This window comes from Cryptosporangium aurantiacum (assembly GCF_900143005.1).
Classification (GTDB): Bacteria; Actinomycetota; Actinomycetes; order Mycobacteriales; family Cryptosporangiaceae; genus Cryptosporangium; species Cryptosporangium aurantiacum.
In genome coordinates, this window is the sequence record NZ_FRCS01000016.1 from 48,610 (window position 1) to 62,992 (window position 14,383).

14 protein-coding genes are annotated in these 14,383 nt (G+C 73.1%); 7 read left to right on the plus strand and 7 right to left on the minus strand.

All coding sequences use genetic code 11. The features are described 5' to 3' along the window. The first annotated feature begins 104 nt into the window (after positions 1-104). Together BUB75_RS35335 and BUB75_RS35340 are read left to right on the plus strand one after the other, a co-directional pair. Positions 105-485, plus strand: coding sequence for a response regulator (locus BUB75_RS35335; RefSeq protein WP_073263579.1), 381 nt, complete (start codon positions 105-107; stop codon positions 483-485). Between the two features lie 4 nt (positions 486-489). Next, entirely contained in the window at positions 490-1,152 is a 663-nt protein-coding gene (locus tag BUB75_RS35340; RefSeq protein ID WP_073263580.1) for a response regulator transcription factor, read from the plus strand. On the opposite strand, the gene BUB75_RS35345 is transcribed toward BUB75_RS35340, so the two are convergent. The 4 genes from BUB75_RS35345 to BUB75_RS35360 form a co-directional block, all read right to left on the minus strand. Then, positions 1,140-3,452 (minus strand): FtsX-like permease family protein, encoded by a 2,313-nt coding sequence (locus tag BUB75_RS35345; protein ID WP_073263582.1) that lies wholly within the window; start codon positions 3,450-3,452, stop codon positions 1,140-1,142. The genes BUB75_RS35340 and BUB75_RS35345 overlap by 13 nt on opposite strands. Before the next feature lies 1 nt (position 3,453). Next, positions 3,454-4,980: a sensor histidine kinase gene (locus BUB75_RS35350; protein ID WP_073263584.1), complete on the minus strand. Its 1,527-nt coding sequence runs from the start codon at positions 4,978-4,980 to the stop codon at positions 3,454-3,456. Then, complete coding sequence (locus tag BUB75_RS35355) at positions 4,977-5,666, minus strand: ABC transporter ATP-binding protein (RefSeq protein ID WP_073263586.1); 690 nt, start codon at positions 5,664-5,666, stop codon at positions 4,977-4,979. Before BUB75_RS35355 ends, BUB75_RS35350 begins: the two co-directional genes overlap by 4 nt. A gap of 81 nt (positions 5,667-5,747) precedes the next feature. Beyond that, positions 5,748-7,373, minus strand: a complete 1,626-nt coding sequence (locus BUB75_RS35360) for a GMC family oxidoreductase (RefSeq protein ID WP_073263588.1) — start codon at positions 7,371-7,373, stop codon at positions 5,748-5,750. Between the two features lie 88 nt (positions 7,374-7,461). Between BUB75_RS35360 and BUB75_RS35365 the strand changes: the two genes are divergently transcribed. Genes BUB75_RS35365 through BUB75_RS35375 form a run of 3 tightly spaced genes read left to right on the plus strand, consistent with a single transcriptional unit; the run spans position 7,462 to position 9,647 of the window. Further along, positions 7,462-8,346, plus strand: a complete 885-nt coding sequence (locus BUB75_RS35365) for a TIGR03619 family F420-dependent LLM class oxidoreductase (RefSeq protein WP_073263589.1) — start codon at positions 7,462-7,464, stop codon at positions 8,344-8,346. Then, positions 8,343-8,777 (plus strand): nuclear transport factor 2 family protein, encoded by a 435-nt coding sequence (locus tag BUB75_RS35370; protein ID WP_073263591.1) that lies wholly within the window; start codon positions 8,343-8,345, stop codon positions 8,775-8,777. Before BUB75_RS35365 ends, BUB75_RS35370 begins: the two co-directional genes overlap by 4 nt. A gap of 21 nt (positions 8,778-8,798) precedes the next feature. Then, the gene (locus BUB75_RS35375; RefSeq protein ID WP_073263593.1) at positions 8,799-9,647 is read left to right on the plus strand and encodes an LLM class flavin-dependent oxidoreductase; all 849 of its coding nucleotides are present in this window, start codon (positions 8,799-8,801) and stop codon (positions 9,645-9,647) included. Here BUB75_RS35375 and BUB75_RS35380 read toward each other — a convergent pair. Genes BUB75_RS35380 through BUB75_RS35390 form a run of 3 tightly spaced genes read right to left on the minus strand, consistent with a single transcriptional unit; the run spans position 9,644 to position 12,053 of the window. Then, entirely contained in the window at positions 9,644-9,937 is a 294-nt protein-coding gene (locus BUB75_RS35380; protein ID WP_073263595.1) for a hypothetical protein, read from the minus strand. The two genes, BUB75_RS35375 and BUB75_RS35380, sit on opposite strands and share 4 nt — an antisense overlap. 58 nt (positions 9,938-9,995) lie before the next feature. Next, on the minus strand, positions 9,996-11,183 hold the full coding sequence (locus BUB75_RS35385; protein ID WP_073263597.1) for an amidohydrolase family protein: 1,188 nt from the start codon (positions 11,181-11,183) through the stop codon (positions 9,996-9,998). Between the two features lie 12 nt (positions 11,184-11,195). Next, positions 11,196-12,053: an amidohydrolase family protein gene (locus BUB75_RS35390; RefSeq protein WP_073263599.1), complete on the minus strand. Its 858-nt coding sequence runs from the start codon at positions 12,051-12,053 to the stop codon at positions 11,196-11,198. A 144-nt stretch (positions 12,054-12,197) separates the two neighbouring features. Between BUB75_RS35390 and BUB75_RS35395 the strand changes: the two genes are divergently transcribed. Both BUB75_RS35395 and BUB75_RS35400 read left to right on the plus strand, forming a co-directional pair. Continuing rightward, on the plus strand, positions 12,198-13,286 hold the full coding sequence (locus BUB75_RS35395) for a TIGR03857 family LLM class F420-dependent oxidoreductase (protein ID WP_073263601.1): 1,089 nt from the start codon (positions 12,198-12,200) through the stop codon (positions 13,284-13,286). Then, positions 13,283-14,374: a phosphotransferase family protein gene (locus BUB75_RS35400; RefSeq protein ID WP_178380069.1), complete on the plus strand. Its 1,092-nt coding sequence runs from the start codon at positions 13,283-13,285 to the stop codon at positions 14,372-14,374. The genes BUB75_RS35395 and BUB75_RS35400 overlap by 4 nt, the downstream gene beginning before the upstream one ends. Positions 14,375-14,383: the final 9 nt, after the last annotated feature.

Genomic DNA, 14,383 nt, shown 5'->3' on the forward strand with positions numbered 1-14,383 from the left:
AGCATGTCGGCGGACGGGTGTCGCCCGCGCGGGTGCTGCCTGGCGACCCGGATGGGGTGGCAGCACCCCCGCGCGGACGCCCGCGAGGAGCGGATGCTGTTTCCGTGGACGAGAGCGGCACGGTCCGGGTCCTGGTCGTCGACGACCAGGAGCCGTTCCGCGCCGCCGCGACCGCCGTCGTCACGCACACCGGCGGGTTCACGCTCGTCGGCGCCGCCACCAGCGGGGAGGACGCGGTCCGCCGCGGACCCGCGCTCCGGCCCGACCTGGTGCTGATGGATCTGCGGCTGCCCGGCGTGGACGGCGTCGAGGCGGCCCGGCGGCTGCGGGCTGTCTGCCCCGACGTGCTGGTCGTGGTCTTCTCGACGTATTACCCCGGTGACCTGCCCGCCGCGGTCCGCACCACGGAGGTGGCCGGCTACTTCCACAAGTCCGCGCTGCGCCCGGCGCTGCTCCGGGACATCTGGCGCGCGCGGCTATCATGACGCGGTGCCGGTCCGGGTGGCGATCGCCGAAGACGACGTCCTGCTGCGGGCGGGGTTGTCGCAGCTCATCACCATCGCCGATGGGCTGGAGATGGTCGGTGCCGCCGCCGATCTGCCCTCGATCGTCGAGCTCGTCGAGGCCGAGCGACCCGACCTGGTGATCACCGACGTCCGGATGCCCCCGACCAGCACCGACGAGGGCATCCAGCTCGCCACCCGGCTCCGGCGCGACCACCCGGCGATCGGCGTCATCGTGCTGAGCCAGTACCACGAACCGGCCTACGCGCTGGCGCTGCTGGGCGACGGGGTGGAGGGCCGCGGGTACCTGCTCAAGGAACGCGTCGCCCACGTGCGGGAGCTCACCGAGGCCGTGCACCGGGTCGCCGACGGCGGCTCGGTGATCGATCCCGCGGTGGTGGCCACGCTGGTCCGCACGCACGGCGCCACCCGCACCGCGCTCGACGTGCTCAGCCCGCGCGAGACCGAGGTGCTCGCCGAGATGGCGCAGGGCAAGAACAACCTCGCGATCGCGCGAACGCTGCACCTGACCGAACGCGCGGTGGAGAAGCACGCCAACCAGATCTTCGGCAAGCTCGGCCTGGCCACCGAACCCGACATCAACCGCCGGGTCAGGGCGGTGCTGATGTTCCTCGATCACCGCAAGTAGCGGGCACTCCGATCGCGGCCGGTCCGCCGCCCGGCGACGGCCAGCACCACGGCGAGGCCCAGCACGGCCACCGCCCCCGCGACCGCGATCCGCACCGGCAGCCACGCGTCACCGCCGACGCCCGAGCCGGTCGCGACCTCGTGCCAGACGATCCGCCCGGCGCCGTACCCGACCGGAACACCGACCAGCACGGCGGGCAGCGCGATCCGCAGCGCCACGATCGCGAGCACCGTCGCCTGCCCGGCCGCGGTGAACCCGAGCGCGCCGAGCACCGCGAGGTTCCGCCGCGACCGGCGGCGCGCGCCGCGCAGCGCGTGCAGCAGCACGAGGACGACCGCGAGCGCCATCACCGCCGCGACCGCGGACGGCACCACCCGCAGCCCGTCCAGCACCCCGATCTCCGGCGGCAGCTCACGCGGGTAGATCTCCCGGTCCGCTCCGAGGTCGTCCACCAGGTCGTCGAGCGCGCCGGGCGCCACCCGCAGGTGGCCCTCGCGGTACCCCTCGGACAACACCACGGTGCCGATCGTGTCCGGGTGCAGCAGCACGCCGCCGCCCAGCCGGCTGCCGTCACCGAGCGACGCCCCGACGCCCACGCCGACGACACGCAGCCGCCGCGTCGTGCCGTCGCGGGCCGTGACCGTCAGCGTATCCGCCACCCGGAGCCCGTGCCGCTCGGCGAACCGGACGCCCAGGCACACCTCGTCGACGGTGGCGGGGAGCCGGCCGTCGACGACGGTCGGGCCGACGGACCCCTTCCATGACCGGTGCGCGTAGGCCTCGACCCGTTCGCCGTCGATCAGCACCGACCCCGAGAGCGCTTCGGCGAGCCCGACCACCCGCGGGTCGGCGCGGAACCGGACGAGGTCCTCGTCGAGCACGTCGGAGACGACGAGGTCGGCCGAGCCACCCCAGCGGTCCGGTGTGGAGACCAGCCGGTCGAGGCTGAGACCGACGGTCAGGGCGGCGACCGCGACCGCGATCGCCGCGGTGAGCCCGACCGTTCCGCGGCCCGTTCCGGCGGCACCGAGCCGTAGCCCGGCCAGCACCGCCGGACCACCCGGCACCGGCCCCCGCCCCGGCCGGCGCCGGCCGCGGGCCGACCGACCGGCGAGCGCGGACGCGCCGGCCGCCACGACGGCCACGGTCAGGCCGACCGCCGCGGCGCCCAGGCCCGCCGCCGCCGGATCCGCGCGGAACCCCGGCCGGGGATCAAAGCCGGCGAGCCCGCCGATCGGTTGCACCAGGCCTGCCGCGATTCCGCAGGCCAGCGCGGTGGCCGTCGCCACGACGGCGGTGACGACGATCGGCAGCAGCCGCGCGGTGACCCGTTCCGCCGTCGTCAGGCCCAGCATCGCCTCGATGCGCTGCGCCCGGGCCGAGCCGGCGTGATGGCGCGCCAGCGCTTGGACGACGACGAGCAGCACGACGGCGGCGGCCACGGCGTCGGCGAGCAGCAGCCCGGCCGCAGCGGCGCGCCGGGCCGGCCGCACCAGGGCGTCCTCGGACTCGGCCGGGAACACGACTTCGTAGTCGGTGTGTCCGGCGCCCTCCCGCCGCACCACCGGCCGGGCCGCGGCGAGCCGGTCGAGCCCGGTGCGGAACGCGGTCCGGTCGGCGACCGGCCGGTCGAGCCGGACGTAGGTGATCCGGCCCAGCTCGGCGGCGGCGTACCGGGCCGCGAACGCCGGAGTGGACAGCACGTGCGAGGTCAGCGTTCCCCACGACGGCATCCGCATGATCCCGACCACCCGCACCGGCATCGCAGGACCGGCCGGGGCGCCGAAGCCGGTGGCGAACCGGTGGAACTGGTCGAGCGTCAGCATCCGGAGCGTGAACGCCGAGCCGACCGACAGGCCCGCGTGCCCCGCGAACGCCTCGGAGAGCAGAACCTCGTCCACTGCCGCCGGATCCGGTGCCCGCCCGCGCAGGACGACCGGGCTCGCCAGGTCGGGCCGTTCGCGTTCCACCGGCGCGGTGACCGTCGAATACCGCAGGTCGAGCCCGGTCGCCGCGACCTCGCCGACCCACATGCGAGCGGTCCACGACGCGCGGACCTCGGGAAGGCTCGGAACGGCCTCGCTCAGCCCGGGGTGATCGACGGGGGCGAACACCCGGGCGTCGTCGCGGTGAACGGCCTCGACCAGCCGGGGGTAGGCCGACGTCGTCCGCCGGGTCACCACCGCACCGGCGACGACGAGCCCGCCGGCGAGCCCGATCACCAGCCCGAGCGCGAGCAGGGCCGCGCGGCGGCGTCGCCACTCGAGGCGCGCCACCAGGACTATCGCCGCCCACGACACGTCAGGCCACCTCGTCGGCGACCGGCACCCGGGCCGTGACCGCGGTGCCGGCACCCGGGCCGGACCGGACGTCCAGTTCGCCGCCGACCGCGCCGACGCGGTCGGTCATGTTCTGCACGCCGGCCCCGGTCGGCCTCGCGGCCGGGTCGAAGCCGGGCCCGTCGTCGGCCACCCGCAGGGTGAGGACGCCGTCCCCGGCGCGCCACAGCCGGATCGTCACGGCCGCACCCGGCGCGTGCTTGGTGACGTTCTGCAGCGCTTCGAGGCAGCAGAAGTACAGCGCCGCCTCGATCTCCGGGGCGAACCGCTCGTCGACACAGTCCACGTCGGCGCGCAGCCCGCTGCGCTCGACCGCGCCGGGCAGCGCCTGCGCGAGGCCGGCATCCCGCAGCAGCGCCGGGTAGACGCCGTGCGCGAGGTCCCGCAGGTCCGCCAGCGCCCGTTCGGCCAGCGCGTCGAGCTGGTCCAGCATCGGATCGTCGCCCGCCCGCAGCTCGCGGAACAGGCCCAGCCCGACCGCCAGCGAGACGAGATGCTGCTGGGCACCGTCGTGCAGGTCGCGTTCGATCCGCCGCCGTTCGGCGTCGGCGGTCGAGACCAGGCGTGACCGGGACGCGCGCAGCTCGGCGTTGGAGCGGCGCAGCTCGCGCAGCGTCTGCTGGAGCCGCCCGTCCACCTGGCGGTTGTGCAGGACGCCGCCCAGCCGCCGGGCGGTCTCGGCCAGCGCGCGGTCGTCGGGCGGGCTGAACCGCTCCTGGTCGCGGGCCCGGCGCACGACCAGCAGCGCGAGCAGATGGTCGCCGTGCCGGGCCGGGGCCGCGCGGACCTGCGGACCCGGCTCGTCGGCGAGCAGCTCGGGAACCCAGGTACGCAGCCAGCCCGGGCCGACCACGCCGACCCGCCGCAGTCGCTCGACCGCCGCCACCCCCACCGCGTCCGCCCGGACCGGGCCGCCCCCCGGAACCCGGATCCGGCGCTCCAGCGCGCCTCCGTCACCGACCCAGATCTCCACGCTGGACGCCCGCCACTGTCTCCGCACCGCGACTGCCAGCTCGCGTAGCAGCTCCTCGACCGGCACGCCGGTCGCGGCCTGGCTGACGAACCGGTCGAGCACCGCCTCGGTGGTGTGGCGGCCACCGCGTCCGACCCGCCCCGCGGCGCGCCGGGCCCAGCGCAGCAGCACCGGGGCGATCGCCGCCACCGCGAGCATGCCGAGCCCGACCGCCGCGCCGATCCGGCTCTCCCTGGCGTCCGGAAGCCGGCCGAGCGCCAGCAGCGCGACCGCGGGTCCGATCGCCGCGGCCGTCCCGACCGCGGCCACCGACGCCGCGACCGTGAGCGTCGCGGTCGCGTGCCGCCGCGCGACCGGGACGAAACCACCCAGCGCGCCGGCCACCAGTCCGGCCACCAGGCAGAGCGGCGCGACGACGCCGGGCAGCCACCCCGCCCACCCGAGCACCACCGCCCCGCCCGCCGCGACCAGCCCGGACAGCGCCCCGGCGAGCAGCACCGTGAGCCGAGACCTCACGCCGGGACGTCCTCGGTCACCACGCACCCGTCGCGCATCCGGACGACCCGGGCGGCGGCGGACGCGACCGCGGCGTCGTGGGTCACGACGACGATCGTCTGGCCGGACGCGTTCAACCGCTGCAGCAGCTCGAGCACCTCGGCGGCACCGGCCGAGTCGAGGGCACCGGTCGGCTCGTCGGCCAGCAGCAGCGGCGGCTCGTTGGCCAGCGCGCGGGCGATCGCCAGCCGCTGCCGCTGCCCGCCGGACAGCGCGTGCGGAGCGGCGTCGGCCTTGTCCAGCAGGCCCAGCAGGTCGAGCACGTCGAGCGTCCGCTGCCCCGCGCGGCGTCGGCCGACACCGCCCAGCAGCGCCGCGAGCCGGACGTTGTCGGCCGCGGACACGTCGTCCAGCAGCTCGAAGAACTGGAACACCAGGCCGACGTGGCGCCGCCGGAACCGGGCCGCGGCGTCGGCCCCGAGCGTGTCGACGCGGACGCCGCCGACCTCGACCGTCCCGTCGTCCGGCCGCTCCAGCCCGGCGACGACGTTGATCAGCGTCGACTTGCCGCACCCCGAGGGACCGGTCACCGCGACGAACTCGCCGGGCTCGACGGTCAGGTCCGCACCGCGCAGCGCCGGGACGGGGGCGGCGGAGTCCTGGTCGAACGTCTTCCGTACACCGCGTACGACCAGGGCAAACGTCACGCCGGTCAACCTAACCCGCCGTTCGGGCAGCCGACAGGGGTGTTGTCTGGTGGACGACGGGCGAGGTAGCACCCCGCGCGGTCAGTAGAACATCGCCGCGCGTTCGGCGAGCATCACGGCGGTCGCGTTGGTGCCGCGCCGGGGCACGACCGGCAGCACCGACGTGTCGACGACCCGCAAGCCGGTGACGCCCCGGACCGCGAGCGTCTGGTCGACGACCGCGCCGGAGTCGCCGTCCGGACCCATCCGGGCGCTGCCGGACAGGTGAAAGTTCGAGTTGAGGTTGAGCCGCAGCCAGTGGTCGAGTGCGGCGTCGTCGGCGAGCGTCCGGGTGTCCGGCGCGGTGATCGACGCGACGTGGTCGGCGAGCGGCCGGGTGCGGAGCAGCTCGACCGCCGCCCGGACGCCGGTGCGCAACCGGGCCCGGTCGCCGGCCGGCGCCAGGTAGTCGAAGTGCAGTTCGGGCGGCGTGCCGGGGTCGGCGGAGATCAGCCGCAACCGCCCCCGGCTCTCCGGGTGCTGGAGCGCGACCATCAGGTTCAGATCCCCCTGGCGGATCATCTGGGTGGCCAGGCGCCGCAGCGAGACGCCGCGCAGCGCGGAGAACGTCCGGCGCGGCCGGCGCAGGACGTCCGCGGCCCCCTTGCGCAACGACGTCCGGCCGCTGCCGGTGTCGGTCATCATCGCGCCGAGCGGGATGACGAACAGCAGCAGCTCCAGGTCACCGGCCGGGTCGGAGCCGGAGTCGAGGTTCAGCGCGACCTGGGCGGTGAGCGTGTCCGGGTCGAACGGCACGTCGCCGGACGCGGTGAACCCCACGTAGACGTCGGGGTGGTCGGAGAAGTCCCGGCCGACGCCCGGCAGGTCCGCGACGACGGCGATCCCGGCCGCCCGCAGCGCGTCGGCGGGGCCGAGCCCGGACAGCATCAGCAGGTGCGGTGACTTCACCGACCCGGCGGACAGCACGACCTCACCGGCCCGGATCAGCTCGTCCCCCACCGCGACGCCGACCGCTCGCCCGCGGTCGAGAACCACCCGGGTGACGACCGCGCCGCCGCGCACGGTGAGGTTCGGCCGGTCGAGGTGCGGCAGCAGGTGCGAGATCGCGGTGTTCACCCGGATGCCGTCGGCGAAGTTGCCCGGCATCAGCCCGGCGCCCGGCGTCTCGTCCCCGTTCTTGTTCTTCTCTTCGGGGAAGCCTGCCGCCAGGCAGGCGTCGAGGAACGCGGCGGACAGCGGGCTGAGCGCCTCACCCTTGACCCGCTGCACCGGCAGCGGGCCGTCGCCGCCGTGCAGGTCGCCGCGGAAGTCCAGATCGTGCTCGGCGCGCACGTAGTACGGCAGGCACGCCTCGTAGGACCACGACGCGTTCCCGAGCGCGACCCAGTCGTCGAAGTCGGCCCGGGTGGCGCGGACGTAGTTCGCGCCGTTCATCGCACCGGAGCCGCCGAGCACCCGGCCGCGCGGGATCGTCCACGGCAGGTCGGGCGTGAGGTAGGCGGGCAGCGGCCAGTTGTACGGATTACCGGGCAGCACCGCGGAGAGCGACGAGACGCGCAGCAGCTCCTCCGGGAAGTCGCCCGGCGTGGCGAAGACCGGACCGGCCTCCAGCAGGAGGACCCGGCGGTCCGGGTTCTCCGACAGCCGGCCGGCCAGTACACATCCGGAGGTGCCGCCGCCCACGACGACGACGTCGAACTCGCTCATCCCGCCAATTGTGACTCAGGCTCCGCTCATGCCCAGGCAGCACTCTCGAGCGTTGACCAAAACCAGACTTCAGTTCTATAACAGCGGGGTGGACATCGCTTACGGTTTGCCCTTCCACACCTGTCCGGCGCCCGCCTACCTGCTCGACGGATCGAGCCTCGGCGAGTTGGCGGCAACGGCGGAGAAGGCCGGGTTCAGCGCCGTGCACCTCACCGATCACCCGGCGCCGTCGCAGCCCTGGCGCACCACCGGCGGGCACGACGGCGTCGACCCGTTCGTCGGGCTGGCGTTCGCGGCGGCCGCGACCACCCGGCTGCGGCTGCTGACCTACCTCGTCGTGCTGCCCTACCGAAACCCGTTCCACCTGGCGAAACTCGTCGCGAGCCTGGACGCGCTCTCCGGCGGACGGGTCGAGCTCGGCCTCGGCGCCGGGTACCACAAGGCGGAGTTCCGCGCGCTCGGCGTCGACTGGGACGAGCGCAACGCTCTGTTCGACGAGGCCCTCGCGGTGCTGCGCAAGGCCTGGACCGGTCGCCCGGTCACGCACGAGGGGCTCCACTTCACGGCCCGCGACACGGTGGTGACCCCGCCGTGCACCCCGCCGCTCTGGTTCGGCGGCAACAGCAGGCTGACGCTGCGCCGCGTCGTCGAGAACCGGGCGGGCTGGCTGCCGCTGCCGAACCCGCGGGCCACCGCGTCGCACCTGCGATCGCCGGCCATGGAGTCGATCGCGGACTTCGCCGCGCTGCTCGACACCGCACGCGCCCACGCCGCCGCGGTGGGCGCTCCCCCGCCGAGCCGGGTCATGTACCCGCTGCCGGACGGGGATCCGGCGGTCCACGTCGACCTGGCCCGGCGCGCGGCCGAGGCCGGTGCGACGTCGCTGGTCGTCAACGGCCAGGGCCGGACGCTGCGCGAGGCGACCGAGTGGATCGACCGCTACGCGACGACCGTGCTGGAGCGGCTGTCATGAGCGACCGGTCCGACATCCACGACGCGCTGAACGCCTACGCCTGGGCGATCGACAGCCGCGACTTCCGGCTGCTGGCCACCGACGTGTTCGCCGACGACGTCGTCGCCGACTACGGGCTCCCGGAACCGCTGCGGTCGGCGGACGCCGTCGTGGCGTTCATGGACCGGGCCCACCGAGACCTCGACGCCACCCAGCACCTGATCGGCAACGTCACCGTGCGGCTGTCCGGCGACAGCGCGACCAGCCGCAGCTACGCGCACGCCACGCTGATCCGGCGGGGTGCGCCCGGCGGCAACCGGGTCGTGTTCGCCGCGTACTACGAGGACGAGTGGGTGCGAACCACCGCGGGGTGGCGGATCCGCTCGCGGGTGGCCCGGATGTTCTTCCGGGACGGCAATCCGCGAGTTCTCGATTCTTCGACGATTGGCTAAGTGTCGTACTAGCCTATCGGCATGCGATACGGCGTCTGCTTACCGAACCTCGGCGAGTTCGCGGAACCGGACCGGGTCGGGGAACTGGCTCAACGCGCGGAAGCGGCCGGATGGGACGGCTTTTTCGTCTGGGACCACGTCGTGTTCGCGTTCGGACCGGCGGACGTGGCCGATCCGTGGGTGCTGCTGACGGTCGCGGCCACCCGCACGTCGCGGATCGCGCTGGGGCCACTGGTCACCGCGGTCGCACGGCGCCGCCCCGGCACGCTGGCGCGGCAGACCACGTCGCTCGACCGGCTCTCCGGCGGACGGCTGGTGTTCGGCGCCGGACTGGGGTTCACGCTGGAGGCCGAGTTCGGCACCTGGGGCGAGCCCGTGGAGCCGCGGATCGTCGCCGAGCGGCTGGACGAGGGCCTGGAGGTGCTGACCGGCCTGTGGTCGGGTGAGCCGGTCACCTTCCGGGGCACCCACCTGACCGCGACCGACGTCACGTTCCGGCCGACGCCGGTGCAGCGGCCGCGTCCGCCGGTCTGGATCGGCTGCAACTGGCCGGCCCGTCGTCCGCTGCGGCGGGCCGCACGGTGGGACGGCGTGGCGCCGATGATCGTCGACATGACCGACGGGTCGTGGGGAGCGACGCCTGCGGTGGTGAACGAGATCGTGGCCGGTATCGCCGAACACCGGGGGAACCTCGACGGGTTCGACGTCGTGATCACCGGCCGGACGCCGGAGGGCGGAGAGGCGGCCCGGGAGGTCGTGGAGCCGATCGCGGCCGCGGGCGCGACCTGGTGGCTGGAGGGCTTCCGCCCCGCGCCCGGAGAGTGGGACGCCGCCGCCAAACGCATCGACGCCGGCCCCCCGCGCGCCTAGCGGGACGAGCCCGTCCAGTCGGAGACGAGGTGCGCCCAGCGGTCGGAGATCGTCTGCTCCAGCTGCGCCATCTCGTCAGCGGCGATGCCCGGGTCGGCGTCCCCCCGCGCTTCGATCGTCGGGAGGAGCGCGTGCAGTTCGTCGCCGGACAGGCCGATCGCGGCAAGCGCGTCCGCGTCCCGTTCGACGACGATCTCCTCCGGGAGGTCGGACCGGACGATCAGGACCGCGAGGTCCTCCTCGCCCTCCTCCAGCAGCAGGCTGGCCAGGCTCGCTTTGGCGACGCGCACGGCGCGCTCCTCCCCGGAAGAGTCCGGCGCGAGGTCACCCCCGCGCCGGACCAGTGGATCAAACCGGACGACGCACCGACAGGAACAGGCCGTTGTCCCGCATGACCTTGCGGCACTGCTCGTCGTCGTAGTCGTAGTTCTTCAGGTCCTTGATGTAGGACGCCGGCTCGGCGAGCCCCTCGACGTGCGGGTAGTCCGAGCCCATCAGGATGTGGTCGGGGCCCATCAGCCGCAGCAGGCTGGCCAGCTCGTCCTCATAGAACGGCGAGACCCAGATGTGGCGCTTGAACGTCTCGCGGGGGTCTTCCGGGTAGAGGTGCGGCACCTGGCCGTAGGACTTCGTCAGCTTCTCGAACAGGTGGAACACCCAGTCCGACCCGACCTCGATCGACGCGATCCGCAGGTTCGGGAAGCGGGCGAACAGCCCGTGCGCGAGGTGCGACGCGATCGTGTCCTGCAGCGGGTTCGGCGAGAACAACCCGCGGAACGCGTTCGCGCGGAACGCCTCGGTGAAGTCGTTCTCCCCCCAGTCCTTCAGGTACTTCGTGTAGGGCGACTCGCCGCCGTGGTAGAGCACCGTGATGCCGGAATCGTTCGCCAGCTGCCAGAACGGGTCGAACATCCGGTCGGCCGGAGCGCGCGAGCCGAACACGGTCATCACCGGGCCGCCGACCATGACGACGAACCGGGCGTCCCGCTCCAGCGCCCACTCCAGCTCGCGCACCGCGTTGTCCGGGTCGGACAGCGTGATGTACGGCGCGGCGAAGATCCGCTCCTGGTAGGCGAAGCCCCAGTCGTCGTCCAGCCAGCGGTTGAACGCCCGGAACGCCGCGGTCATCGCCGGCAGGTCGTCGATCAGCGCCTGCTCCATCCCGACCCCGAGCGTGGGCAGCATGATGCAGCCCTGCATGCCCTGGGCGTCCATGCAGGCGATCCGGGCGTCGCGGTCCCGGTACTCCGGGCGGATCGGCTCCAGCTCCCCGAACAGCTGTTTCACGTCGGCGCTCTTCGGGTTGCGGCCGCGGAAGTACTCGTCCATCACGCCGGGTGCGGCGACCGGGTCGAACGTCGGGTTCGGGATGAACTTGTTCACCTTGCCCGCGACCAGCAGCCGCTGCCTGCCGTTGATCGTCGCCCACTGCATGGCGCGCTTGCGATACTCCGGCTCCAGGTGCCGGGTGAACGCGTCCAACGCCTCGTAGTAGTGGTTGTCGCAGTCGAAGAACTTGAACGGGAGCTCAGTCATTCCGATCGCCTCTCAGAGGCCCAGCAGGCGGGCCGCGTTGCCGTACAGGAACTTGGGCCAGACCTCGTCCTTGAACGGGACGCTCGGCATGTCCCGGAAGATGCGCTCCAGCGACAGGCCCATCGGGAAGTAGCCGGCGTAGAGCACCTTGTCCGCACCGCGGGTGTTGGCGAAGTCGACGACGGCCTTCGGGTAGTACTTCGGCGCGAACGCCGACGTGGAGTAGTACAGGTTCGGCCACTTGAGCATCAGCTTCACGGCCAGCTGCTCCCACGGCTCGCAGCCGTGCCGGGTGACGAACACCAGCTCCGGGAAGTCGAACATCACGGTGTCGATCCGGGAGACCTCCTGCGGCGCGAACTTCAGCCGCGGCCCGGGAACACCCGCGCACACGAAGATCGGGATACCCAGCTCCACGCACGTCGCGTAGATCGGGTACATCTTCGGGTCGTCGATCGCCACCTGCGGAAACGTCCCGGACGGGAACACCGACGTCGCCCGGATCCCGAACTCCTCGTACTCCCGCTTGATCGCCCGCACGCTGCCGACGACGTCGTTCGGGTCGTCGATCGAACCGGATGCGACGAACCGGTCGGGGTGCTGCTTCAGCGCGAGCCGCGACGTCTCGTCGGAGACGCCGATCAGCCCTCTCTCGATGCTGAACCGGTCCATCTCGTGCAGCGTCACGCCCACCGGATCCGACGTCGGCAGATCCTTCGGGACGTTCTTGAACATGTACTCCGCCGGGAACTCGGAAGCCTTCGACGACGCGTCCTTCGTCTGCTTCCGGATGAAGTCGTACTGGGCGAAGCCCTCGTGGACGAACCCGATCATCGTGTCGATGACCGGAGCGCCGGCCGGGAACGTCATGCGCTGGCCCCTCTTGTGGGTGCGGTACCAACCATCCGCATTCTGAAACAGAATTCTAGTTCCGTCAAGCGAGCTGTTGACCGGCGCGCGCGGGCGTTGGTAGCGTCCCGTTGTATATTTCATATTGTCTGGAGGGGCTCGACGGTGAGTACCGACCGGCAGCTGAACGAGCTGGGTTTCTACGCGCTGGCCGGGCACACCCGCAGCCCGCGAGACGTGGTGCAGGAGATACCCGCCGCGGAGGCCCTGGGCCTCGGCGTCGGTTTCCTGTCCGAGCGCTACAACTACAAGGAAGCCGGCGCGATCGTCGGCGCGATGGGCGCGGTATCCGAGACGCTCGGCCTCGCCACCGCCGCGACCAACCACAACACGCGGCATCCGCTGCTCACCGCGTCGCTGGCGACCACGCTGCACACGATGACCGGCGGCCGGTTCGCGCTGGGGCTCGGCCGCGGCGTCGACCTGCGGTTCCAGGCCATCGGGCTGAAGAAGGTGACGTCCGCGCAGATCGAGGACTTCGCCGGGCTGATGCGCCGGCTGTGGAAGGGCGAAGCGATCCTCGGCCACGACGGCCCCGCCGGGTCGTACCCCTACCTGCACCAGGAGTCGTACTTCGACTTCGACATCCCGATCATCCTGGTCGCGATCGGCCCGAAGACCCTCGAGCTGGCCGGACGGGTCGCCGACGGCGTCGTCCTGCACACGTACTTCTCCGACCGGGCGCTGGAGACCGCGCTGGACGCGATCGCCCGCGGCGCCAAGTCCGCCGGCCGCGACCCGGCGTCGATCCGGGTCTGGTCCGTGCTGGGCACGATCGGCGATCACCTCCCGGCCGACGTCCGGCTGAAGAAGACCGTCGGCCGCCTCGCGACCTACCTGCAGGGCTACGGCGACGCGCTGATCACGATCAACGACTGGGACCCGGGCGTCCTGGCCCGCTTCCGCGCCGACGAGATGGTGCGGAGTTTCCTCGGCGCGATCGACGACCGGGCGAGCACCGAGCAGCTCGAACACCTCGCGACGCTGATCCCCGACGAGTGGCTGGCCGCGGCCGCCACCGGCACGCCCGAGCAGTGCGCGGCCGAGGTCGCCCGCCAGTTTTCGCTCGGCGTCTCGGGCGTGATCCTGCACGGCGCCAGCCCCGACGAGCTGGCGCCGATCGTCGACGCCTACCGGGACGTCCGGCCCGCCGGTGTCCGGAACTACCCCGCCAACCCCGGGTGGGTCGCGTGACCGCTCCCCTGCCGCTGCCGACCGAAGACGACCCGACCCTGGTCATCGACGATCCTGCGGATCTGACCCCGGCCTGGCTGAGCCGCGTGCTCCGGCTCGGCAGTGATATCGACGCTGATCTGCGCGCCGTCCGCGCGCAGCGAATAGGCACGGGCCAGATCGGCGCTAGTTACCGCGTAGAGCTGGACGGCGCCCCCGGTGCGCCACCGAGCGTCGTCGTGAAGATCGCCAGCGGAAGCGATCGCAGCATGGTCAGCCAGGGGTTCGCCTGGGAGGTCGGCTTCTACCGGCAGCTGGCCGACCGGGTCCGGGCCCGGATCCCGCGCTGCTGGTACGGCGCGATCAGCCCGGACCACACCCGCTTCACGCTGGTGCTGGAGGACCTCTCCCCGGCCGAGCCCGGCAGCCAGGCCGTCGGCTGCGCGCCGGACCGGGCGCGGGACGCGGTCGTCAACCTCGCCGGCCTGCACGCGCCGTTCTGGAACAGCACGTTCCTGGCCGGTGGGCTGGAATGGCTGTCACCGCCGGACGCCGAGGGCTGCGCGTTCCTCGGCGCGCTGCACCGGGACGCGACCGACGCGTTCGTCAAGCGGTTCGGCACCGACTTACCCGCGGCCGACGCCGAGACGCTGCGGGCCGCCGCCGACCGCACCGAACGCTGGCTGGCCGGCCACCGGGCGCCGTTCTCGCTCGTCCACGGCGACTACCGGCTGGACAACCTGATGTTCCACCCGGACCGGCCGGAGGTGGCCGCGCTCGACTGGCAGACGATCTCGGTCGGCCACCCCGGGCGCGACCTCGCGTACTTCCTCGCGAACTCGCTGTCGATCGACGACCGGCGGGCCCACGAGGACGACCTCGTCGCCGGGTACCACGCGGAGCTGGTGCGACAAGGCGTCAGCGGGTACTCGCTCGAGGACTGCCGCGCCGGGTACCGGGCGGGGATGCTCCACGGGCCGCTGATCACCGTGCTCGGCTGCGTCTACGCGACCGCGCAGCGGAGCGCCACCGCGGACGCGATGTTCCTGTCGATGACCGCGAAGACGTGCCAGGCCATCCGCGACCTCGGAACCCTGGATTCGGTTTGATGTCGCCGG

Excerpts from the sequence above, each read along its gene's own strand:
- BUB75_RS35360 (WP_073263588.1), bottom strand. The coding sequence starts at position 7,373 with ATGAGCGAGTTCGACGTCGTCGTCGTGGGCGGCGGCACCTCCGGATGT.
- BUB75_RS35370 (WP_073263591.1), top strand. The coding sequence starts at position 8,343 with ATGAGCGACCGGTCCGACATCCACGACGCGCTGAACGCCTACGCCTGG.
- BUB75_RS35375 (WP_073263593.1), top strand. The coding sequence starts at position 8,799 with ATGCGATACGGCGTCTGCTTACCGAACCTCGGCGAGTTCGCGGAACCG.
- BUB75_RS35385 (WP_073263597.1), bottom strand. The coding sequence starts at position 11,183 with ATGACTGAGCTCCCGTTCAAGTTCTTCGACTGCGACAACCACTACTAC.
- BUB75_RS35390 (WP_073263599.1), bottom strand. The coding sequence starts at position 12,053 with ATGACGTTCCCGGCCGGCGCTCCGGTCATCGACACGATGATCGGGTTC.